We start from the raw sequence: 22067 nt of genomic DNA on the forward strand, positions 1-22067 counted from the left end.
GAGCGCGGGCGCCGTCTCCGTGGCGAGTGCCGCTGGCCCCATATCCTGACGAGGTGAAGGCCCTGCCACGACGAATCCCCGCCGATGCCGAGCTCGACGCCTTGATGCGGGTGTACGGGTACCGTTTCACGCGCACGGGCGGCGTCGCTGGAGCCGACCCGTCCAAGGATCCGGTCCACGTCGCCGAGGCCGAGCAGTTGGGATGGCCTGTGCGCACCCTCGAGCGGCTCGCGCCGACCGAGATCCTCGACCGCTCGGTCGCTGCGGCATCCGCGCTCGACGAGGACGCCGTGCTCGGCGCCTTCGTCGCGGGTCTCGGCAGCGCTCGCCACGGACGGCAGACCGTGATCTCTTTCGCATGGGCGAGATACCTCGCAACCGCGCCTGCGGGCGACGACGGGCTGCCCGATTGCGGACTCAGGGGGTCTCCCGGCGGCGCCTTCGAGATCGACATGACCGAGGCGCTGGTGCGGCTTGCGCTGGGCTGGGCCTGGAACGAGCAGCCGCATCGCTATCTGCCCGATCTCGAAACCGCTGCCGCGGCGGGTCTCCCCTCCCCCACGCCCGACGACAGGGAGCGGCTGCGGGCACTGCTGGAGGTGATCTCGGCCCAACCGTCGGGAACGCGCGTCGGGGAACTGGAGAAGGCGATCGCCCGAGCCAAGATCGTGCCCGAAGCGGACAGATATCAGCGATACGGCATCCTCATCGGACTCGCCGAGTACGGGCTCCTACCAGGCACGCTCGATCCCGGATGGGACCGGTTCGTCTCTCGCGGCGAGTTCGCCGAGGCTTGGTCGGGCGGCCCGCGGTCCGACATCACGCCACCGCTTTCGGGGTGGCGTGGCGGCATCGATGAAAACCGGGCGGCCCGCCTGCGCGCCCTGTGAACGCGTGATGGACGACTGCGGATTCGAGGCGGGACTCTCGCGGGACACGGATGTGCATCTCGAACGCGGGATCATGACCGCCGAGGACCACCGCGTGATCAGCGCGCGGCTGGCGTCGAAGCACCGGCGCACGGTGAGGGCACAGTCCGCGAGTTCCGCGCGAACCGATTGTGGCGCGTCTCCGCGGTTTGACTGAACCTACATTCAATCTAAGCTACGCTCGCAGCGTGGACAGCATCGATATGTATGTGTCATCGCTTCCTCCGCAGCGGGCCGCCGTGTTCGCTCAGCTGGCGGCGGGAGCTTCGGAACTGGCGGCGCAGAAGCCCGACATCCAGGACTTCGTCTTTGTGCCCGGGCATGCGCACCCGACCTGGGATGACGGGCAGAGTGTGCTGTGGCGCGCCATCGAGCAGATGATGCTGGCCTCGCCGGCCGGCGACGACGAACTCCCCGTCATCTGGGTGGGCTACGACGTGGCGACGCGATTCACGAACAAGCGCGAGGCGCAGGGCTTTCTCGTCACCGACCGTCGGCTCATCGTCAAGGACGACGTGGATCTGGTGTTCAGCAAGGGCGAAGCGCGACAGTATCCCTTCGCGGCCGGGGTGGCGGACGCGGCGGATGCGGCCCGCGCGATCGCATCGCAAGGGATCGACGGCTATGACTGGAACGGCGCTGGATCGCTCGTCGACGAAGAGGATGTCGAGTGGTTCCGTGAGTTGCTGGTCGCGGCGATCACCATGACGTTGGAAGCCGGCACGAATGCGGACACGCCGCTCGCCGCCGCCCTCACGACGGCGAGTGACATCCGCGGGCGGGTGAAGGAGCTCGGCCTCTCCCCCGCGGTGAAATACGCGGATGACAAGACGCATGCGAAGCACTTTGCGAAATTCGCGAAGAAGATGCCCCTCGACGCGGGCGAGGAGATCCTCGCGTGCTTCAGCGCCAGCACCCTGGCGGGCCCGTACGGACTCGTGCTCACGGATCGCCGGCTGCGATCGCGTGATCTCGGTGAAGCTCCCGTGACGACCCCGCGGTCTGCGATCGAGCCCGCCGCCGTGCGAGTGAATCCTGCGAACGGGAGCCAGATTCTCGTCGCGCCCGGCGAGGTGCACGATGTGCCGAGTCATCTGAGCGCCCGCGAAGTCAGCGCCCTCGTCACCCTCATCCAGGAGTGGGCCGGCGGTCGCGTCGGCTGAACCACCCTCGCCCGAGTCCGGTTTGGCCCGCCGCTGAGTGGCGGCCGCCCGCGTCGCCTACGCTGATGACGAGACGAGCCGGTCGGGCGCGTAGCGAGGAGGACCACCATGGGCGTCGATTTCCCGTCGGGCATGATCTCGGTTTCGACCACGAGCGGTGACGTGGTCTTGCTGCGCATCTGCGACCTGTGTGGAGCAGCTGTGGTCGAGGTCGAAGGATCCGATCTCGCCTTCCACAAGCGCTGGCACCGAGTGACGGGTTCCGGCAACTGGGTCGATCCCGCGACCGGTCGGGTCCACGGCCCCGGGAGCTCGTCTCATTCCGGAGTTTCGTCGGACTGACGACCTGCCCCGGATCGGGGTTCCCTCCAGTAGGTCTGCACGACGGCACCGGTTTCGAGCTGCACCTTCGAGTATGGCCGATAGCCGAGGAGCTCGTATCTCCTGTCGTTGACGGGGTTCGAGGACTCCAGGTACGTCGGGATGTGGAGCGCGTCGTAGCGCGACAGGGCCGTGCGGAGCAGGTTCATCCCGTGTCCGTGGCCTCGCCATTCCGGCGCCACGCCGAGAAGCGTGAGGTACGCGTGCGGCTCGGCGGGTCGGGCGTCTGCGAACCGCTCCGACGCGCGAGCGAGTGCGGCCGCCGCAGTCGGTCCCAGGAGGTCGAGCACCATCTCGCCGTACGCGTCGTGCGCGGCGTCGGAGACCTCATTCTCCCCCGGCGGCAACCAGACCGAGACGGCCTTGAGGGCCGCTCCCTCCGCCGGCTCGACCAGCGAATCCGGGAAGCGCAGGGCTTGGCTGCACAGGAAGCGCCAGAAGACGTCGGCGACCGAACGTCGACCGTGCGCGGGGAAAGCCGGCCCCCAGACCGGATCCTCCAGAAAGGCGAAGGTGAGGATTCGCGCCATCTCCGCGACGTCGACGGTGCGGGCCGAACGCACCACTCCCCTGCTGTCGTCCTCGACGACGTGCTCCTCGAATCTCTCGTCCATGATCCACATGGTGCCATGACATGCCTCAAGAGGGCACTATGCTGCACTCATGGATTCACAGACAGATCCCCTTGCGCAGGCCATCGGCGTCCGCGTGAAGCGTGAGCGGATCGCACGCGGATGGACGCTCGATCAGTTGGCCGAACGGTCCGGAGTGAGCCGGCGCATGATCATCAACGTTGAGCAGGCGGCCGCCAATCCCAGTCTCGAGACGCTTCTGCGGATCTCCGATGCGCTCGGGATGGGACTGCCCGCGCTCGTCGAGCCACCGGCTGCGAAGACGGTGAAGGTGACGCGCGCAGGAGAAGGCGCGACGCTGTGGCGGGGCGAACGCGGCGGATACGGCATGCTCATGGCCGGGACGGAGCCGCCCAACGTGGTCGAGCTGTGGGAGTGGGTGCTGCCCTCGGGCGATCGCCACGACAGCGATCCTCACGCCGGCGGCACCCGAGAGCTGCTGCACGTGACGGAGGGTTCGATCACCGTGTCGGCCGGCGCCGAAACCTATGACCTCGTCGTCGGCGACACCGTGTCGTTCTACGCCGACGTCGAGCACTCCTACCACAACCCCCACGACGCACAGGCACGATTCGTCCTCTGCGCTTACGAGCCGGGCGTCGGGATCGCCCATGGATCGGACACCGAAAGTGCCTGAGTCCTTCACCTCGTCCGAGCGCGGCTCCGCCGGAGCGGGAGGTCTCGCTTCCCGGATCCCGCCCTGGTCGATGGCGATCGTCGCGATGATCGCCGTCCAGCTGTCCAACGCGCTGTCCGTCCCGGTCATCGAACAGGTCGGTCCGGGCGGCACCGCATGGCTGCGCATGTGCTTCGGGGCAGCCTTCCTCTGGCTGATCGCACGGCCTTCGATCCGTTCGCTGAAGGGCAAGGACATCCCCGCCCTGCTGGGTCTGGGCGTGGTCACCGGGTTCATGACCACCTTCTTCCTCGCGGCTGTCGAGCGCATGCCGCTCGGCACGACGGTGGCGATCGAGTTCCTCGGCCCTCTCACCGTGGCCGGTCTGATGAGCAAGCATCGCCGGGCGCTCGTGTGGCCGCTCCTCGCGTTCATCGGCGTCGTGCTGCTCACCGAGCCGTGGCGCGGGAGCTTCGACGCGATCGGTGTCGGCTTCGCGGTGGCCGCGGGCACATGCTGGGGCCTCTACAACGTGCTCACCCAACATGTCGGCGACCGGTTCTCCGGCATCAGCGGACTGTCGCTGACCATTCCGGTGGCGGCGGTGGCGACGCTGCCCATCGGTCTGCCGCAGGTCATCGGCGGCGCGTTCACCTGGTGGGTGCTGCCGGCCGCCGCGGGGATCGCGTTGATCACGCCGGTGATCGCCTTCGGTCTGGAGATGCTGGCGCTGCGACGTATGTCGCACACGGCGTTCGGCACGCTGCTCTCCGTCGAGCCCGCGTTCAGCGTCATCATCGGGTTGCTGCTGCTCGCACAGATGCCCAGCCCACTGCAGGTCCTGGGGATCGCGATCGTCGTCGTCGCCGGCGCGGCGGCCCAGCGCACCGGATCCCGAGGCGAGCAGCCCGCTCTCGCCGATCCTCCCCTGCCCGCGAACGCCGGCGACGCGTCGGCACGCGCGCGCCGCGAGTAGCGAGGTCGGAATGCCCCGCCGCGTTCAACGGTTCACGACGACATGATCACCGGTGAGTTCTCCGCCGCACGAGTGTTCGCGAGACCGCTTTCGGAGGTCTGGCGCGGGTACAGCGACCCGGCGCTGCGCAAGCGATGGCGGTCGATTCCGGAATCGCGGGGCAGCTTCTCCGTCGACTTCCGCCCCGGCGGACGGGAGCTCGCCGAAGGAATCTTCGCCCCGTCCGGGACGGATGAGACGATCCGGTCGACGACGGAGTTCCTCGACATCGTGGACGGTGAGCGCATCGTGCTCGCCTCTTCCTTGCGCGTGGACGACGTCCTGCGGTGGGCGTCGCTCGTGACTCTCGTGTTCCGCGGCGACGATCTCACGACCTCGGTCACGCACACGGAGCAATACACGTTCCTGGCCTACGACGGCGACGGCGCCGACGACGAGGCGCACCTCCGCGGCAGCCTGAACCTGCAGTGGAACCGCTTCGAGCTCGCACTCGACCAGCGCTGAGCCGAGCGTGCTGCCATCCCGGGCGCTCGGTCAGGCCGGACCGTCCGGGTGGGCGAGGTCGTAGGCGCGCGAGAGCTTCTGCGGGACGACCATCCGCCACGCGTCGACGACGAACTCGCGCGCCTCCCCCGGATCGAGCGCGGCGAGATCCGCTCGCACCCAGTGGAATCGCATGTCGGACGGCGAAGGCAGCTGGAACTTCTCCGGCTGGCCGCCGACCAGTCCCTCGCGCAGCTCCTTGGCGAAGCCGAACTCCATGATCAGCGCATCGGGCGAGAAGGCCACATACACGAGCTGTCCCACCCGGAACTTCAGCCGGCCGCGGACGGAGACCTCGTAGGAGCGCTCGAGCGAGGACCCGAGATCGCGCACATCGTCGATCGTCGCCATGCTCAGCTCGCCGGATCCCGCACCGTCAGCAGTGAGCGTCCGTGCTCGCTCTCCTTCGTCACCTCGCCGGTCTCCACGAAGCCGAGCTTCTCCAGCACGTGGCGCGACGCGAGATTCCAGTCCCAGACGGTCGCCCACAGCCGCGGACGGCCCTTCTCCGCCGCCGATGCGATGACGGCTCGCCCGGCTTCCGTCGCATAGCCGCGACCGTGCACCGTGCGGAGCAGTTCGAACGCCAGTTCCGGCTCGGCGGCGTCTCCATGGCCGTCATAGACGAGTCCGCAGTATCCGATCACCTTTCCGGTGTCGCGGAGCACGACCGTCAGCAAGTCGGTGCGGCCCTCGCCACGCATTTCGAGGATGTGACGGAGGATATCCGCCTCGGTCGGACGGCCATCGCGATCGATGCGGCGATGCTCGGGCACCCGCAGGTCGCGCTCGAGCCACAACTGCCGGAACACCACGGCGTCGGCCGGGTCCTGCGGCCGGAGGATGAGCCTCTCGGTCGTGAGGACAGTCGGGTCGGTCGACTCGCGCATGTCGACATCCTCGCATCGCCGCGTCTCCGAGGGAGCCCGGGACCGTGAGGGGACCGGGGTCAGCGTCTCGGCGTCCAACCGGACGGCAACGGTCCGGCCAGGAGCGCACGATCTTCGTCCGCCGCCTTCGACCAGCCCTGGGCAGCGTCCACGCTGTCGAAGCCGCCGCGCGCGACGCGGAACCCGAGGTCGTCCTGCGCGGTGCGCGGATCCCCGCCCCGTCGCACCGAGGCGCGGACGCTCCACGCGTCGTCGGCGAACCCGCCCCCGCGGAACACCCGGTACTCGCCGTAGCGGGCCGGATCCAGCAGATCCCAGCACCACTCCCACACGTTGCCGAGGGTGTCGAAGAGCCCGTTGAGATTCGGCATCCGCTCCCCCACGCGCTGGGCGTGGCGCACGCCGTCCGCGGCGGTCCAGGCGATCTCCGGGAGAGGCCCGTAGTGCGGAGCCGTCGATCCCGCGCGGCACGCGTACTCCCACTCCGCCTCGGTCGGTAGACGGTAGCCGTCCGCGGTCACGTCCCAGTGCACCTCGGCACCGTCGAAGCGATAGACGGGATCCAGGCCCTCCCATTCGGACGCCGCGTTGCAGAAGCGGATCGCGCGCTGCCAGGAGAGCTCCACCGCGGGGCGATCGGGATGCTCCGCCGCGACGCCGAGCATCTCGGAGACCTGCTCCTCGGTCACCGCGAAGACCCCGATCTCGAACGGCGCCAGGTCCACGGTCCAGCGCCGTCTGGTGCGTGCGTCGTGCAGGGCGACGGCACCGGCCGGCAGGGCACGCATCTCGATCTCACTCATCTCAGGGCAGTCTATGAGGCGCTCTCTCTAGCATCGGATTCATGACGGACGTCTCCGCGTCGCACCGCACCCTGGATCGGGTCTTCGCCGTGAGCATCGTGCTCAAGGGTCTGGACGGCGCGGCCGAGCTGATCGGCGGACTCGCGCTGCTCTTCCTCTCTCCGGCCACGCTGCGCGACTGGCTCGGCGACGTAGTCTCGTTCGTCCTCGTGGGCCACGAGCGCTCCCCCGTCTTCCACTGGGCCATGCACCTCGGGGACTCCTGGGGCACCAGGACGACGCTCTTCGCGGCGGCGTACCTGCTGCTGCACGGCGTCATCAAAGTCGTGCTCGTCTGGGCGCTGCTGCGGCAGCAGCTCTGGGCGTACCCGTGGATGCTCGCGGCCCTCGCCGTCTTCATCGCCCTGCAGTGCTACGAGTTGATCGTCCACTTCAGCTGGTGGATGCTCGCCCTCACGCTCTTCGACGTGTTCATCGTGTTCCTCACCGCGCGGGAGTGGCAGCTGCATCGACATCGCCGCGCCACGGCAGCCGATGTCGGCGGTCCGGCGTAGCCTCCCGGGATGACACGTGCGATCTTCTTCACCGCTTCGACGCTGAACGGCTTCCTCGCCGACCCCGATGACTCGCTCGACTGGCTCCTCACCATCCCGCAGGAGCAGGCCACGGCCGACATCGCCGCGTTCACGGAGAGGGTCGGCGTTCTCGTCGAAGGGTCGTCGACTTACGAATGGGTGCGCGACCACGAGGATCTGATGCGCCATCCGGAACGGTGGCAGCAGTTCTACGGTGAGCGACCGACGTTCGTCTTCACGCGGCGATCCCTGGAGACGGTGCCCGGCGCCGACATCCGATTCGTGCAGGGATCGGTGGCGGATCACTGGTCCGACATCGTCGCGGCGGCTGCGGGAAGAGACGTGTGGATCGTCGGCGGCGGCGATCTCGTGGGCCAGTTCGTGGATGCGGGCCTGCTCGACGAGATCGTGGTCACCTTCGCGCCGGTGACCCTCGCGGCGGGCAAGCCGCTCCTCCCCCGAGACCTCGATCACACTCGGCTCGAGCTCACCGGCGCCCGCCAGGCCGGTCCGTTCGCCGAGCTCACCTACCGGCTGATCGGGCGACCCGATGCGTCGTGATCCGGCGCCGTCGCACGGCGTTCGCGGACCGGCGGAAACCTCTACGCTGATCAGGTGCCCGAAGCCCTCCTGACCGCCGAGCGTCTCGTGCGCCGGTTCGCTCGTGACACCAACCTCCTTGTCGCAGGTCGCAGATTCGCCGTCGTCGGCGGCGGCGCTGTCGCCGACGAACTCGGGGCCCTTCTCCTGCGCCTCGGCGCCCGCGTGGACGCTGGGACCGTCGCGTTCGTCCCGGGAGCCGAGGTCGAGATCCTGCTCGACGGAGCACCGTTCCCGCCGCGCGCGAGCGCCGACGACCGCATCGACTTCGCGGGTGACCACATGCCGGTGTCTCGAGGCATCGCCGCGACGCTGAGGGACGCGCGCGTGGTGCGCGGCGTCCGGATCGGCATCGCCATGGTTCTGGAGCCGAAGACGGCGCAGCTCGCTCTTCTCCTGCGCGACGCCGGCGCCGAGGTCTCGGTGTACGCCCACCCGGACGAGATCGACGTCGAGGTGGCTGCAGCCCTGCGCGCTCGGGGCATTCCGGTCGATGGAGATCCGGCGCTGTCCGGCACCGCCGAGCGCGACGCCGCGCTCGCGTTCCTCCGCCGGGGCCACGACCTGCTGCTGGATGATGGTTCGCACCTGATCCGGCTCGCGCACGAGGCCGATGTCCTGGAGGATCTCCGCGGCGCGGCCGAGGAGACGACGAGCGGGCTGACCCCGCTGCGGCGGATGGCGGCGGAAGGCGCGCTGCGGATCCCCGTGATCGCCGTCAACGACGCGCCCATGAAGACGGCTTTCGACAACCGCTACGGCACCGGCCAGTCCTGCGTGTTCGCCATCGCGGACGTCCTCGACGCGGCGGGGATCGCACTCAGGGACCAGCCCGCGGTGGTGGTCGGCTACGGCCCGGTCGGCGAGGGCGTCGCGGCGCATCTGCGTGCTCTCGGCGCCGTGGTCGGCGTGACGGAGACGGATCCGGTGCGCGCCCTGCGCGCCGCTCACGACGGCTACGCGACCGGGCTGCTGCGCGACCTCGCCCCGGGCGCCCTTGTCGTCTCGGCGACCGGCGTGCCGCACACGATCGACGCGGAGACCCTGCGTGCCGCCCGCATCGTGGCCGTGGCCGGCGGCGTGCCGGAGGAGGTGGATCTCGACCTCGCGGACCTGCACCCGGTCTCACTCGCGGACGCCCCGCTGCCGCACCTGGACCGGATCGGCGATGGCGCGCTCATCGTGGCGCGCGGAGGCTGCATCAACCTGGCCGCCGCCGAGGGCAACCCGATCGAGATCATGGACCTGTCCTTCGCGGTGCAGCTGTCGGCCGTTGCGCAACTGCTCGGCTCCCCTCTCCCGCCCGGAGTGCACCCGTTCCCCGCCGAGGCCGATGCGGCCGTGGCGCGAGCCGCCCTCGCCGCACGGGGCGAGCGCGTCGACGCCCGCAGCGAGGCACAGCAGCGCGCGCAGCAGGACTGGCGCTCGCCCCGCTACCGCGCGGGAGGCCGCGCGTGAACGACGTCACCCTGTATTCCGCCGGCCAGGTGTTCCCCGTGACCGCGCCGCCGATCGCCGAGGGCGCGGTGGCCGTGCAGAACGGACGGATCCTGCACGTGGGCGAACGCGCCTGGGTCCGTCGCTCGCTGGCCGACCGCGGCATCGTCCCTCACGAGGTGCACTGGCCCGGAGTGCTGATCCCGGGGCTCGTCAACGCGCACTCACACCTGCAGTACACCGGGATGGCGGAGGTCGGGCAGGGGCGGTATCACGGGTTCGAGGACTGGGCCCGCGCGTTCGACCCCGTGTACGAGCGAGGCCGGGACTGGGCCGCGGATGCGGCGGACGGCGCCGCCCGCCTGATCCGCACGGGCACCACGGCGGTCGCCGACGTGGTCACCGACGTCGATGCCGCTTCGGCCCTGCACGATGCCCGCCTGCACGGGATCACCTACTGGGAGGTGATGAGCTGGACCAACGCCGACTGGGCCCGCACCGGTCGCCGGCAGGTCGAGGACGCCCTGGACGCGCTTCCCACTCCCCCGGGCACCGGGCTGTCTCCGCACGCTCCGTACTCCCTCGACATCGAGCCGCTGCTGGAGATCCCCGACATCGTCAGGGAGCGCGGCGGACGGATCCACATCCATCTCGGCGAAGCCGCCTTCGAGAGCGAGTTCGCGCACGACCAGGCCCATGCGTGGCACACGGCAGGCCTCGCGAGCTTCCAGGAGCTCCGTGACGCGGGCTTCGGGACCAGCGCCACCGAGTTCGTGGACCAGCTGGGCGTGCTGGGGCCCGACTGCCACATCGCCCACGGCGTGTACATGAGCGCCCGCGACCGGGCGATCCTGCGCGAGCGGCACACGAGCGTGGCGCTGTGCCCGCGCTCGAACGCAGTGATCGGCCTGGAGGAGCCGCCGATCGCCGCCTACCTGCGTGAGGGCAACCCGATCGCGGTGGGCACGGACTCGCTCTCCTCGAGTCCGTCGCTGGACCTGCTCGCCGACGTCGCGGAGCTCGCGCGCATCGCCCGCGCACAGGGGTACACCGATCGTGACCTGCACGCGCGGCTCTTGAACGCCGCGACCCTGGGCGGTGCTCATGCGATGGGGATCGACGTCGGCCCGGATCGCACCGGATACCTCGCTGTCGGAGCGCTCGCCGATCTCGCCTTCTTCGACGTCGAGCCCGGCGAGGACGCGGTCGTCGAACTGGTCGAGCACGGTGCTGGTCGCGCCGCGGCCACCGTGATCGCCGGAGAGGTCCGCCACTCCACCGCGGCGTTCGAGACGCCGCCGTCGCCCCGAGGAGACGCATCATGACCACGTCCGTTCCCGCCACCGCAGCCCGGCTCGGACTCGAACCGCATCCCGAGGGCGGCTGGTTCCGGCGCACCTGGACCAGCGCGCACCCCGTCGAGACGGCGGGCGGAACCCGGCCGGCGGCCACGTGCATCCACTACCTTCTGACGCCGGACGAGTCCAGCGCCTGGCACGTCGTCACGAGCGACGAGCTCTGGCTGTGGCACGGTCCGGGACGCCTCGAACTGCGACGGGGCGGCACGGGGGCGGCGCCGGATGAGACCGACACGATCGTGCTCGGTCCGGGTGAAGCGGCCCAAGCCCTGGTCCCCGCCGGCGTGTGGCAGGCGGCTCGACCCCTCGACGATCTCGAGGTTCTCGTGTCCTGCTTCGTTTCGCCGGGTTTCGACTTCGCCGACTGGCGTCTCGCCGAATCCTCTACGGTATGAACGGGGCACCTGCGCCCGCAGTCTCACCCGTCCGCCCCCGCACCCGCATTCCAGGAGTCCCTGTGTCCCTCGCACCCGCTCTGCGCCGCACCGCGCTCGTCGCGACGGCCGTCGCCGCCGTCCTCACCCTGGCCGCCTGCAGCGGTCCCGCTTCGTCCTCCACGCCGACCGGCGGTGCCGACGCCACCGGCGCCGCCCTGCAGACCGTCACCGCGGGCAAGCTCACCATCGCGACGGGCGACCCCGACTACGAGCCGTGGTTCATCGACAACGATCCGTCGAACGGCAAGGGCTTCGAGGGCGCCGTCGCCCACGCGGTCGCGGCGGAGCTCGGGTTCTCCGACAAGCAGATCCAGTGGACGCGCACCGGCTTCGACGCCGCCATCGCTCCGGGCCCCAAGGACTGGGATCTCAACATCCAGCAGTTCTCCATCTCCGAGGACCGCAAGAAGGCCGTCGACTTCTCGTCGTCGTACTACACCACCACGCAGGCCGTCGTCGCCGCGAAGGGCACGCCCGCCGCCTCGGCGAAGAGCATCGCGGATCTGAAGAAGGCCAAGGTCGGCGTGGCGACCGGCACGACGAGCTACACGGTCGCGAAGGCGCAGCTCGGCACCGGTGACCTCAGCGTCTTCAACTCGGTCGACGACGTCGTGCAGGCGCTCAAGGGCGGCCAGATCGATGCGATGATCACGGATCTGCCCGGTGCGTTCTACGTCACCGCCGCACAGTTCGAGAACGGGACTGTGGTGGGGCAGTTCGCCGATGACAAGGGCGGCGACCAGTTCGCATTCGTGCTCCCGAAGAACTCCCCGCTCACTCCGGCCGTCACCAAGGCCGTCGACGCACTCAAGAAGAAGGGCACGATCGCGGAGCTTCAGAACAAGTGGCTCAGCGAGGCCGTCAACGTCCCCATCCTGAAGTGACCTCTCCCCTCGTCGACGCGGCGTGGCAGCCGAGCCCTCTCGAGCTGTCACGCCGCGCGCTGCGGCGTCGCGCCACGACGCGCTCCGTCCTGCTCGCGCTGCTGAGCACCCTCATCGTCGCGGCGGTGCTCGTCGCCGTCGTCGCGAACACGCCGGGGTGGAAGGTCGTCCGCGAGACGTTCTTCGACCCGAAGGTGGCTCTCGCCAGCATCGGGCCGATCTTCCAGGGCCTTCTCGTCAATCTCCTCGTGCTGGTGATCGCGGCGGTTTGCGTGGCCCTGCTCGGCACGCTTCTCGCCGTGCTCCGGTCGCTGCGCGGAGCGGTGTTCTTCCCGCTCCGTCTGCTCGCCGCCGCGTACACCGACTTCTTCCGTGGCGTCCCCCTGCTGATCGTGCTGTACCTGGTGGGCTTCGGGATCCCCGCGCTCATGATCTTCCCGCGGATGCCGGCGATGTTCTGGGGCACGATCGCCCTCGTCATCAGCTACTCCGCGTACGTCGCCGAGGTGCTCCGCGCAGGTATGGAGGCGGTGCATCCGTCGCAGCGGGTCGCTGCGCGCTCGCTCGGTCTCACGCACGGACAGACCCTGCGGATCGTCGTGATCCCGCAGGGCGTGCGCAAGGTCGTGCCTGCGCTGATGAACGACTTCGTCTCGATGCAGAAGGACGTCGGGCTCATCTCGGTGCTCGGGGCCGTCGACGCCGTGCGGGCGGCGCAGCTCCAGGTGGCGGAGACCTTCAACTTCACGCCATACATCGTCGCCGGGCTCTTCTTCGTGATCCTGAGCTGGCCGATGATCCGCCTCACCGACGTCGTCACCGCGCGGCTCAACAAGCGCGAGCAGGCCGGAGGGATCGTATGACCGCCCCCGTGATCGAGGCGCTCGGCGTCCGCAAACGCTTCGGCGACCACGACGTGCTGCGGGGCATCGACCTCGCCGTGGACGCGCACGAGGTCGTGGTGCTGATCGGCGCCTCAGGATCCGGAAAGTCGACCCTGCTGCGCACGATGAACCTCATCGAACGGGTCGACGACGGGCAGATCCTCTTGTCCGGGACGGACATCACGGATCCCCGCGTGGACGCGGATGCGGTCCGGGCACGGATCGGCGTCGTGTTCCAGCACTTCAACCTCTTCCCGCACCTCACCGTGCTCGACAACGTCACGCTCGCGGCCCGTCGCGTGCACCGCGTGTCGAAGGCGGAGGCCGCGCGCCGCGGCCGGGAGCTGCTGACCGTTCTCGGTCTCGGCGACAAGGCCGGCTCCTACCCGGACCGGCTCTCCGGCGGACAGCAGCAGCGCGTCGCGATCGTGCGTGCCATCCTCACCGACCCCGAGCTGCTGCTCCTGGACGAGATCACGAGCGCCCTGGATCCGCAGCTGGTCGGCGAGGTGCTCGACCTCGTCCGGGAGCTCAAGGGCCGCGGGACGACCATCCTGATGGCGACGCACGAGATGTCGTTCGCTCGCGAGGTCGCCGACCGCGTCGTCTTCCTCAAGGACGGTGTCCTCGTCGAGCAGGGTCCGCCGGAGCAGATCTTCGGAGCTCCCCAGCATCCCGCGACGGCGGAGTTCCTCGCCCGCGTCGGGCACTGAGTCCCGGCGAGGGCGACCCCGTCAGCCTTTCACCGCGCCCGCCATGACCCCGGAGACGAGCTGCTTGCCCGCGGCGATCAGCACGATGAGCAGCGGGCTCGCGACGAGGAACACGCCCGCCATCACCAGTCCCGTATCCGAGGTGTACACACCTTTCAGTTGCGGGACGACCAGCGGCATCGTGAGCTGCGAGCGCAGGACGACGGACGGCCAGAAGAAGCTGTTCCAGGAGCCGATGAACGTGAACAGGGCGAGTGTCGCCGCCGCCGGCCTGGCCGCGGGCAGGGCGATCGACCAGAAGGTGCGGATCATCGACGCGCCATCCACGCGCGCAGCCTCGACGAGCTCGTACGGCAATGCCTCTTCGAGGTACTGAGTCATCCAGAACACGCCGAAGGCGCCCACGAGACCCGGCACGATGAGCGCCGCTACGGAATCCATCCATCCGAAGTCGTTCATCATCACGAAGAGCGGGATGGTACCGACCTGCGCGGGGATCACCATGGTCGCGATCACGGCCACGTACAGACCGCGACGACCGCGGAAGCGCAGCTTCGAGAAGCTGAACCCGGCCAGTGTCGAGAAGAACACGACCGAGACGCTCACGGTCAGCGCGACCAGCAGCGAGTTCGCGAACGCGAGCCAGACGCTGAACTGATCAGAGGAGAAGATCGTCCCGAAGTTCGCGAGCAGCCGCAGCGTCGGCAGCCATCGGGGAAGGCTTCCGACGGACCGGGTGATCTCGGTGGTGGTGGACGAACCGTACATCGCCGCTGCGTAGAGCGGGAAGATCGACAGTACGAAGACCACGGTCAGGGCGCCGTAGGTGAACCAGCCCGGACGACGTGAGGCACCGTGCGCGGCGATCGGGCGCCCGCGGGCGGCGCGCCTCTTCGCGTACCGGGCCGCCGACCGGCCCGCGGTGTTCTCGATGAATGAGCTGCTCATCGTGATGCTCCTTCATTCGTGTCGTCCGCGACGGCGGGCGGTGGCATCGGGCTTGTCTCGGTAGGAGAACCGCTGCGGCGAGGTCGTCCGCGGGCGGGGCGCTCCGCGTGCGGTCCGCCCGAGGACGAGATCGCGCGGGTGAGGACGAAGTTGAGCAGGGAGATCAAGAGGATGATCAGAGCGAAGATCCAGCCGACTGCCGCCGCCTGGCCGAGTCGGTCCTGCCAGTCCCCGAAGCCGAGGTTGTAGAGGTACAGCACCACGGTGGTCCACTGGTTGTCGGCACCGCCCTGACCGCCGCCGGTGCCGCCGCCGTCGAAGAGGCGCGCCTCGTCGAAGACTTCGAGCCCGCCGATCGTCATCGTGAGGATCACGAAGATCAGCGTCGGGCGGATGCCCGGAAGCGTGACCGAGAAGAACTGGCGGATGCGGCCCGCCCCATCCACGGTCGCCGCTTCGTACAGGTCGCGAGGCACCGCCTGCATCGCGGCGAGGAGGATGAGCGCGTTGTAACCCGTCCACCGGAAGACGACCATCGAGCCGATGGCCACATGCGACAGCAGGCGATTCTGGAAGAACGGCGAGGTACTGTCGGTGAGGAGCCCGAGAGTGTGCAGGTTGGGCACGAGAATGCCGAACTGCCCGAAGACCTGGCCGAAGATCATCGAGGTCGCGACAGGCATCACGACGAACGGGATGAGCACGCTCATGCGCCAGAAGGTGCGGGCGCGGAGGTTCTGGTCGAGGATCGTCGCGATGAAGAGCGCGAGGATGAGCTGCGGGATGCCACCCCACAGGAAGATCGAGACCGTGTTCTCGAGAGACTGCCAGAACAAGGGCTGTCGCAGCACCCAGCCGAAGTTGTCGAGTCCGACGAAGGCGCCCATGCCTGCCCGCCGGTCCCACTGGTGGAGAGCGACGACGATGTTGAACAGCAGCGGAAACGCGCCGAAGATGGCGAACGCGATGAAGAACGGCGACACGTAGAGGTAGGGCGACAGCTTGACGTCCCACCGGGACAGTCGCTGCCCCCACCCCCAGCGCCTGACGGGACGCGGCGCACGCAATTCACTGACCATCGATCCAACCTCCCAGGCATGCGGACTGGTTCACGCAGATTGCGGGTCCGGTCTCGAAAGGCCGAGACCGGACCCGTCCCATCACTTCTTCGCCGTGTCGAAGCCGAGTGCGTTGAAGTCGCTCACGACTTTGTCCCAGGCCTGCTGGGGGGTCGCAGCGCCGGATTCGACGAGGCTGATGCCGTTCGTCGCCAGTTTCTGGATGCCGGCGAAGTTCTTGCCCCGGAATCCACCCGCTGCGGAGTCACCGGCTTTGGCCGCCAGATCGCCGTAGATCTTGCCGAGCTGCTGACCGCCGAAGAAGTCGCTCTTGGTGTCAGCGATATCCGGGCTCTTGATGGCGTCGGTCTGCGACGGGAACTGGCCGTTCTTGTGGAACCACTGGATGGCGGCGTCCGAGGAAGTCAGGTAGTCGGCGAGTTTGACCGCCCAGGCGGTGTGCTTCCCGGTCGCGGGTACCGCGAAGAACGATCCGCCCCAGTTGCCGCCACCCTCTGGGAACGTGCTCGAGACGCGCCACCCCGAGACGCCGTCGGCGTTGCTCGCGATGATGCCGGACATCCAGGCGGGGGTGACGACGGTCGCCCACTTCTTGTTCTGGAATCCGGCTCCCCAGTCGGCGTTGCCGATCGGGATGCCGGCCGAGATGTGATCCTGCGCGGCGTCCGCGAACATCATGAAGAGCTTCTTGATCTCCGCGTTGTCTGCCATGTCGTAGGGCTTGCCGGACTTGGGGTCCTCGAACGCGGCGGGCAGCAGGTTGATCGCCGCCTGGAAGGCGCTGGAGAGCGAGTCGATGAAGTAGTTGTCGGAGTGGGCGACGTACTGGCGGCCGGCGTCGAGGAACGACTGCCACGTCGCGTCGTCGCCACCGATGAAGGTGCTGAACGAAGCCTCGTCGGTGGCGACACCGGCGGCGGACAGCATGTCCTGGTTGTACGCGATGCCGAGCGGGCCGATGTCAGTCCCGTAGCCCTTGATCTTGCCGTCGACCGAGCCCTGTGTGACCTTCCAGTCGACCCAGCGGTCGGGGACGGCGGGAAGCGTCACCCAGTCCGAGGGCACGCTCATCGTCTCGGTCCACGAGTCGAGTTCGATCAGGTGGACATCGGACAGTCCTGAGCCGTTCGAGGAGAGTCCGTTGCGCACCACCGTCTGCGCGGACGCGCCATCGGGGTACTTGTTCACGACGACCTTGATGCCGTACTTCTTCTCGAAGGATTGGATGAGCTCCGGAGGGAAATCCATCCATGCGGCGACGGTGAGTTTGGCCGGCTTGTTGGCCTCGGTGGCCGTGCCGCCGCCGCTGCCGTTGCCGCCGCTGCCCCCGCCGCTGCACGAGGCGAGCCCCAGGGTCGCAACGAGGGCGGATGCCCCGATTGCGATGATGCGTGTGCTGATTCTCATGATGAGGTCCTTTCGTGACCGGGCGTTCGTGGAAGACCCGGCTCAGGCGTCTGCCGGGGCGAGGGACATGACAGCCCATGGGGCGAGGGTGATGTCAATCGTCAGCGCTCCGTCGTCGTCGACGCGGAGCGTGGAACGGTCGAGGTCGTCGGCGATCGCCGCGAGGTTGGCGACGTCTCGGCGACTGAGGTTGAGGGGCTCGCCCCGTTCGTGCCAAGCCTGTGCCACGTTGCCGTGATCCTGATCCAGGATCTCGACTGCGTAGGTCTCCCCTGGCACGAGCCCGTCGATACGATGCCGGATGCTGCGGGCGGGTCCCTCCTGTGCCAGATGCAGAGTCTGCGCGTAGCTGTTCGCACCGCCGACGGAGCGCGACCCCATGGAGTCGGGATAGTTGAAGAAGACGGCGGCGACAGCGCGCTCCGCGGTGCGGGTGATGATGCCGTGGTCGGTCTGCAGCGCGATGCGGGATCCGAGGCGGTTGAGCATCGCCATCGCGTGGAAGGTCGGTTTGTGGATCCCGTTCTCGTTCACGAACCCGAAGCCGCCGTGGAACGGTCCGATGCCACCCCCGCCTTCTTCGAAGACGTCGGTGAAAGTCCAGTAGGAGATCGAGTCGGTCAGATCGTGCGACTGCAGGAACGCCCGGACGATGTACGTCGCGGCGAAGACGGTGTCGTGCATGTGGTCGCGGCTCGAGGGCGAGGTGGACCACTCCGTGATGTGCAGTTCGGCGTTCGGGTAGGGCGAGTCTGCGATGATCGCGCGCATCGTGGCGAGGTCGTTCCGGGTCGCATCGCGGTCGCGGCTGATCGCACGCCCGACGCCGTTGGTGTCGAAGGCGTAATCGGTCGGATAGAGGTGTGTCGACAGGAAGTCGATGGGAACGTCGCGTTCGGCGCAATAGGCCAGGAACTCGTGGATCCACACGGGCTTCCACGGCAAGGCGGCCGGATCGGTTGCCTCTGCCGTCGTGTACTCCACGGACTGGTCGTGGTACTCCCCGTCGTAGCGGGCGTCCGGCACGAACACCGACGAGGACGGACCGCCGACCCTGATCCCGGCGTCGATCCTCTTCACTGCGGTGGCGGTTGCGGCGTAGAGCTCGAAGTACTCGGTCCTGGTGCCGGTCCAGAAGTGCGGAACGAGGTTCGGCTCATTCCAGACCTCGAACGGCCAGGTGCGTACTTCGTCACGGCCGTAGCGATCGATCCAATGCTCGACCGTGGCCGTCACCAGGCCCAACCAGGCGCTCATGTCCTTCGGAGGGCTGCAATGGGCGTTCCACCAGAACACGGTCTCCGTGCGGGTCGCCAGTTCGCGCGGCATGAAACCGAGTTCGACGAACGGCCGTGCTCCCGTGTCCAGGATCGCGTCGAACACCTTGTCGACATAGGCGAAGGTGTACACGGGGACTTCCCGCGGCACACTGGGGCCGAACCCGCCGCCATCGGACGTCCGGTACACGAACATGTCGTCGTGGAAGAGCCCGTGGAAGCGGACGTGCCGCGCGCCGAGCGTCGCGACAGCCTCGCGGAAATGTGCCTGCCAATCCGCGCGAAGGGCTTCGTTGGCGCGTCCCGCGCCGATGCACTCACTCCAGACATGGCGCAGCGTCCGGTCGACGGCGACTTGGTCGTCGATGAGCAGCATGGCCGGCATTACCTCCACCGACATTTCGACCTCCCTTGGACGAGAGTGGCAACACCGCCACTCGAAAACGAAATTGTTTCGATCTCGTTTCGTTGGAAATGTAGTGGCTGCCAACGAATGGTGTCAAGAGTGTCGTCTCTGTTCCACTGACACTCGCGATATGATGCACGAAACTTTTTCGTTGAGGAGGCTCTCGTGACTGATTCCCTGCCACACCGTGCAACGCTGGCGGACGTCGCGGAGGCCTTGGGCGTTTCCAAGGCAACGGTCTCGAAAGCGCTCAACGGCCGCGACGGGATCTCGCCGGAGACTCGCGAGCGCGTCCTGGCGACGGTTGCCGCACTCGACTACCGCCCGACGACGAGCCCATCGCCGTCCGCTTCACGCCGCGCGATCGCGGCGGTCTTCGACATCCCCGGATCGCCGTACATCCTCGGTGTGCTCCAAGGGGCGCTGGCGGCGGCGACCGCAGGGCATCTCGACCTGCTGACGCGCCTGGCCCCCGAAGGCTCGTCGCGTCGGAGGCGCGCCGTCGCGCGCAATTGGATCGCCGATCAGCGGGCGGCGGGGGTGGTGGGGATCGTCGGACTCACGCTGTCCGAGCCGGACGGCCTGATCGCGGCGGCGAGCGAGGTGGGCATGCCGTTCGTCATCGTCGACCCGGTGGACACCCACAGCCGCAACCTGGTCAGCATCGGATCAAGCAACTGGGCAGGCGCGCGCAACGCCACGGAGCACCTCCTCACCCTCGGACATCGGCGCATCGCGTGGGTCGGTGGTCCCGCAGCTTCCGACGCGGCGCGCGAACGGCTCTACGGGTACCGAGCCGCGCTCGACGCCGCCGGCATTCCGGTGGACCCTCTCCTCACGAGGACGGGTCGCTTCGATACGACGTCCGGTTCGGAGCATGCACGCGAGCTTCTCGCGCTGGGGCAGCCGCCCACCGCGATCATGGCGGGCGACGACGAGATCGCGGTGGGGGTCCTCGCCACTGCGCACGCCATGGGTATCCGCGTGCCCGAGGATCTGAGTGTCACGGGCTTCGACGACACGCCCCAGTCCGCGTGGACCACCCCGCCCCTGACCACCGTCCACCAGCATCTCGAAGGCATGGGCGAGGTCGCCGTGCAGACGATCCTGGCCATGGGGGACGGCGGTCGCCCGGCTTCTCGACGGATCGAGCTCGCGACCACCCTCACGATCCGCAGCAGCACCGGGCCGGCACCGACTGCCCGGACGCGGGCGTAGGAGTTCCAGGCCTTCCTCGCCCGCGTCGGGCACTGAGAAAAGCGGGGCCGGCCGCTCAGCCCTCGGAGGGGCGGACCTCGGTCCAGTCCGCGAACTTGGGGCGGCGCCCGTCCCCGGAGGAGCGTCGGGTGACGCGCCGCTTGATCCAGGGACCGACGTGCCTGCGGTAGTACGCCGCCGTGCTCAGCGGCTCGGACTCGGGCGCGTCGTGGGCGTGCCACCACTCCCCGGGCGCCCCCGCGCCGACGGCGTCGAGCACCCGGGCCGCGACGCGGTGGTGACCGTTCGCGTTCATGTGCAGGCGGTCCTCGGCCCAGTACTCCGGCCTGCTGAGCTCACGATCCGGCCAGTTCAGCGCCTGCACCACGTCCGGCCTGTCCTGGATGCGCCGCAGCACGGCGGCGGACAGCTCGTCGCCGCGCCGCTGGATCAGCGACGTCAGCGGCAGCTGCGCGGATGGGTTCGCGCCGGACAGCACGATGAGCGTGACACCCGCCTCATCGCAGCGGCGGAGCACGCGCGTGAAGGCGTCGGCGATGTGCTCGATGTCCGCCCTGGGACGCAGCATGTCGTTGCCGCCGGCGTTGAAGGACAGGTGAGTGGGGCTCAACGCGAGCGCCGGCTCGAGCTGCTCCTCGACGACGGGCCATGCGAGGCGTCCCCGGATCGCCAGGTTGGCGTAGGAGATGGGCTCTCCCAGCGCGTCGGCCCAGCCGAGCGCAGCGAGATCGGCCCACCCGCGTACGGTGCCGTCGGGCAGCTCGTCGCCGACGCCCTCACTGAAGGAGTCGCCGATGGCGACGAAGCGGACCTCGGTCATCCTCCCAGCCTACGACGGCCGGGACCGCGGAGCCGGCGCGCGCCACGGGCGTTCAGTCGTCGGCGAGAAGGCGACGCACCCGCGGGATGACCTCGGTGCCGTAGAGCTCGATGCTGCGCATCAGCGCCTCGTGCGAGGTGGTGCCGGTGGCGTACTTGAGGTCGAAACGGCCCAGACCCAGGGTGCGCACGGTGTCCGCGATCTTGGCGGCGACCCGCTCCGGCGATCCCGCGTAGACGGCACCCTCGGGGCCCACCTCGTTCTGGAACTGCGCGCGGCTGTAGCCTGTGCCCCAGCCTCGCTCCGCCCCGATCGTGTTGCGCATCGTCTCGAAGCCCGGATACGCGGTGGACCACGCCTCCTCGTCGGTGTCGGCGATGTGACCGGGCGAATGCACCGCGACCGGAAGCGCGGGGTTGCCGAATGCGTCGACCGAGCGGTGGTACAGATCCACGAACGGACGGAAGCGCGCCGCCGGACCGCCGATGATCGCGAGCATCAGGCCGAGGCCGTGGCGCGCCACCCGCACGACCGACTCGGGCGAGCCGCCGACGCCGACCCAGGTGCGCATGCCCTTCTCCGTCTTCGGGAAGACGTCCGCGTTCTCGAGCGGCGGGCGCACCGTCCCCTGCCAGCTCACCGGCTGCTCCTTGAGGAGTTCCACGAACAGCTCGAGCTTCTCCTCGAAGAGGCGGTCGTAGTCACGCAGGTCGAAGCCGAACAGCGGGAACGACTCGGTGAACGATCCGCGTCCGAGCACCACTTCTGCGCGGCCGCCCGAGAGCGCGTCGAGCGTGGCGAAGCGCTCGTAGACGCGCACCGGATCGTCTGAGCTCAGCACCGTGACAGCCGTGCCCAGGCGCAGCCGCTCGGTGCGGGAGGCGATCGCGGCCAGCACCATCTCGGGGCTGGAGACCGCGAAGTCCTTCCGGTGGTGCTCCCCCACGCCGAAGAAGTCCACTCCGACGCGATCCGCGAGGGCGGCCTGCTCCACGATGTTGCGGATGGTCTGCGCCGCGCTGAGAGCATTGCCCTCTGCATCGACCGTGATGTCGCCGAACGTGTCCAGCCCGAACTCGATGTCCATTCCC

At 68.8% G+C, this 22067-nt stretch carries 25 protein-coding genes; 15 read left to right on the plus strand and 10 right to left on the minus strand.

Going from position 1 to position 22067, the window contains the following annotated elements; translation table 11 throughout:
- Positions 1–53: 53 nt before the first annotated feature.
- The 3 genes from NFX31_RS08490 to NFX31_RS08500 all read left to right on the plus strand — a co-directional run bounded on the left by NFX31_RS08490 (position 54) and on the right by NFX31_RS08500 (position 2434).
- Complete coding sequence (locus NFX31_RS08490; RefSeq protein WP_262957166.1) at positions 54–890, plus strand: hypothetical protein; 837 nt, start codon at positions 54–56, stop codon at positions 888–890.
- A gap of 227 nt (positions 891–1117) precedes the next feature.
- Complete coding sequence (locus NFX31_RS08495) at positions 1118–2092, plus strand: hypothetical protein (RefSeq protein WP_262957167.1); 975 nt, start codon at positions 1118–1120, stop codon at positions 2090–2092.
- A 108-nt stretch (positions 2093–2200) separates the two neighbouring features.
- Positions 2201–2434, plus strand: coding sequence for a histidine ammonia-lyase (locus tag NFX31_RS08500; protein WP_262957168.1), 234 nt, complete (start codon positions 2201–2203; stop codon positions 2432–2434).
- On the opposite strand, the gene NFX31_RS08505 is transcribed toward NFX31_RS08500, so the two are convergent.
- Positions 2410–3087 (minus strand): GNAT family N-acetyltransferase, encoded by a 678-nt coding sequence (locus NFX31_RS08505; protein ID WP_262957169.1) that lies wholly within the window; start codon positions 3085–3087, stop codon positions 2410–2412. The two genes, NFX31_RS08500 and NFX31_RS08505, sit on opposite strands and share 25 nt — an antisense overlap.
- Positions 3088–3136: 49 nt before the next feature.
- On the opposite strand from NFX31_RS08505, the gene NFX31_RS08510 reads away from it, so the two are divergent.
- The 3 genes from NFX31_RS08510 to NFX31_RS08520 are packed head-to-tail and all read left to right on the plus strand — an operon-like array spanning position 3137 to position 5201.
- Positions 3137–3742 carry a helix-turn-helix domain-containing protein gene (locus tag NFX31_RS08510; RefSeq protein ID WP_262957170.1) on the plus strand — a complete coding sequence of 202 codons (606 nt, stop codon included), beginning with the start codon at positions 3137–3139 and terminating at the stop codon, positions 3740–3742.
- Positions 3735–4697, plus strand: a complete 963-nt coding sequence (locus NFX31_RS08515; protein ID WP_338101510.1) for an EamA family transporter — start codon at positions 3735–3737, stop codon at positions 4695–4697. The genes NFX31_RS08510 and NFX31_RS08515 overlap by 8 nt, the downstream gene beginning before the upstream one ends.
- Before the next feature lie 42 nt (positions 4698–4739).
- Positions 4740–5201, plus strand: coding sequence for an SRPBCC domain-containing protein (locus NFX31_RS08520; protein WP_262957171.1), 462 nt, complete (start codon positions 4740–4742; stop codon positions 5199–5201).
- A gap of 30 nt (positions 5202–5231) precedes the next feature.
- Here the strand turns inward: NFX31_RS08520 and NFX31_RS08525 are convergent, their stop codons facing one another.
- The 3 genes from NFX31_RS08525 to NFX31_RS08535 are packed head-to-tail and all read right to left on the minus strand — an operon-like array spanning position 5232 to position 6933.
- Complete coding sequence (locus NFX31_RS08525; RefSeq protein ID WP_262957172.1) at positions 5232–5591, minus strand: MmcQ/YjbR family DNA-binding protein; 360 nt, start codon at positions 5589–5591, stop codon at positions 5232–5234.
- 2 nt (positions 5592–5593) lie between these two features.
- Positions 5594–6130 carry a GNAT family N-acetyltransferase gene (locus NFX31_RS08530; RefSeq protein WP_262957173.1) on the minus strand — a complete coding sequence of 179 codons (537 nt, stop codon included), beginning with the start codon at positions 6128–6130 and terminating at the stop codon, positions 5594–5596.
- 59 nt (positions 6131–6189) lie between these two features.
- Positions 6190–6933, minus strand: a complete 744-nt coding sequence (locus NFX31_RS08535; protein WP_045252027.1) for a formylglycine-generating enzyme family protein — start codon at positions 6931–6933, stop codon at positions 6190–6192.
- 41 nt (positions 6934–6974) lie between these two features.
- Between NFX31_RS08535 and NFX31_RS08540 the strand changes: the two genes are divergently transcribed.
- From NFX31_RS08540 to NFX31_RS08575, 8 genes are all read left to right on the plus strand, one after another.
- Positions 6975–7487: a DUF2127 domain-containing protein gene (locus tag NFX31_RS08540; protein WP_052674472.1), complete on the plus strand. Its 513-nt coding sequence runs from the start codon at positions 6975–6977 to the stop codon at positions 7485–7487.
- Positions 7488–7496: 9 nt separating this feature from the next.
- Positions 7497–8069, plus strand: a complete 573-nt coding sequence (locus NFX31_RS08545) for a dihydrofolate reductase family protein (RefSeq protein ID WP_045252026.1) — start codon at positions 7497–7499, stop codon at positions 8067–8069.
- Positions 8070–8123: 54 nt separating this feature from the next.
- The gene (locus NFX31_RS08550) at positions 8124–9566 is read left to right on the plus strand and encodes an adenosylhomocysteinase (RefSeq protein WP_262957174.1); all 1443 of its coding nucleotides are present in this window, start codon (positions 8124–8126) and stop codon (positions 9564–9566) included.
- Positions 9563–10870 (plus strand): amidohydrolase family protein, encoded by a 1308-nt coding sequence (locus tag NFX31_RS08555; RefSeq protein ID WP_262957175.1) that lies wholly within the window; start codon positions 9563–9565, stop codon positions 10868–10870. Before NFX31_RS08550 ends, NFX31_RS08555 begins: the two co-directional genes overlap by 4 nt.
- Positions 10867–11298 carry a cupin domain-containing protein gene (locus NFX31_RS08560; RefSeq protein WP_045252024.1) on the plus strand — a complete coding sequence of 144 codons (432 nt, stop codon included), beginning with the start codon at positions 10867–10869 and terminating at the stop codon, positions 11296–11298. Before NFX31_RS08555 ends, NFX31_RS08560 begins: the two co-directional genes overlap by 4 nt.
- A gap of 62 nt (positions 11299–11360) precedes the next feature.
- Positions 11361–12224, plus strand: a complete 864-nt coding sequence (locus NFX31_RS08565; RefSeq protein ID WP_262957176.1) for an ABC transporter substrate-binding protein — start codon at positions 11361–11363, stop codon at positions 12222–12224.
- On the plus strand, positions 12221–13087 hold the full coding sequence (locus tag NFX31_RS08570) for an amino acid ABC transporter permease (RefSeq protein WP_045252023.1): 867 nt from the start codon (positions 12221–12223) through the stop codon (positions 13085–13087). The genes NFX31_RS08565 and NFX31_RS08570 overlap by 4 nt, the downstream gene beginning before the upstream one ends.
- On the plus strand, positions 13084–13821 hold the full coding sequence (locus NFX31_RS08575) for an amino acid ABC transporter ATP-binding protein (RefSeq protein ID WP_262957177.1): 738 nt from the start codon (positions 13084–13086) through the stop codon (positions 13819–13821). The genes NFX31_RS08570 and NFX31_RS08575 overlap by 4 nt, the downstream gene beginning before the upstream one ends.
- 21 nt (positions 13822–13842) lie before the next feature.
- Here NFX31_RS08575 and NFX31_RS08580 read toward each other — a convergent pair whose 3' ends face one another.
- The 4 genes from NFX31_RS08580 to NFX31_RS08595 all read right to left on the minus strand — a co-directional run bounded on the left by NFX31_RS08580 (position 13843) and on the right by NFX31_RS08595 (position 18908).
- Positions 13843–14769 carry a carbohydrate ABC transporter permease gene (locus tag NFX31_RS08580; protein ID WP_045252021.1) on the minus strand — a complete coding sequence of 309 codons (927 nt, stop codon included), beginning with the start codon at positions 14767–14769 and terminating at the stop codon, positions 13843–13845.
- Positions 14766–15848: a carbohydrate ABC transporter permease gene (locus NFX31_RS08585; RefSeq protein WP_262957178.1), complete on the minus strand. Its 1083-nt coding sequence runs from the start codon at positions 15846–15848 to the stop codon at positions 14766–14768. The genes NFX31_RS08580 and NFX31_RS08585 overlap by 4 nt, the downstream gene beginning before the upstream one ends.
- A gap of 81 nt (positions 15849–15929) precedes the next feature.
- Positions 15930–17255, minus strand: a complete 1326-nt coding sequence (locus NFX31_RS08590) for an ABC transporter substrate-binding protein (RefSeq protein ID WP_045252020.1) — start codon at positions 17253–17255, stop codon at positions 15930–15932.
- Positions 17256–17297: 42 nt separating this feature from the next.
- Positions 17298–18908 carry a GH39 family glycosyl hydrolase gene (locus tag NFX31_RS08595; RefSeq protein WP_262957179.1) on the minus strand — a complete coding sequence of 537 codons (1611 nt, stop codon included), beginning with the start codon at positions 18906–18908 and terminating at the stop codon, positions 17298–17300.
- Positions 18909–19103: 195 nt separating this feature from the next.
- Between NFX31_RS08595 and NFX31_RS08600 the strand changes: the two genes are divergently transcribed.
- Positions 19104–20156 carry a LacI family DNA-binding transcriptional regulator gene (locus tag NFX31_RS08600; protein WP_082072472.1) on the plus strand — a complete coding sequence of 351 codons (1053 nt, stop codon included), beginning with the start codon at positions 19104–19106 and terminating at the stop codon, positions 20154–20156.
- A gap of 55 nt (positions 20157–20211) precedes the next feature.
- Here NFX31_RS08600 and NFX31_RS08605 read toward each other — a convergent pair whose 3' ends face one another.
- Entirely contained in the window at positions 20212–20976 is a 765-nt protein-coding gene (locus NFX31_RS08605; protein WP_262957180.1) for an SGNH/GDSL hydrolase family protein, read from the minus strand.
- 52 nt (positions 20977–21028) lie between these two features.
- Positions 21029–22063: an LLM class flavin-dependent oxidoreductase gene (locus tag NFX31_RS08610; RefSeq protein ID WP_045252017.1), complete on the minus strand. Its 1035-nt coding sequence runs from the start codon at positions 22061–22063 to the stop codon at positions 21029–21031.
- Positions 22064–22067: the final 4 nt, after the last annotated feature.

This window comes from Microbacterium azadirachtae (genome assembly GCF_025583665.1).
In the GTDB taxonomy this organism is placed as follows: domain Bacteria; phylum Actinomycetota; class Actinomycetes; order Actinomycetales; family Microbacteriaceae; genus Microbacterium; species Microbacterium azadirachtae.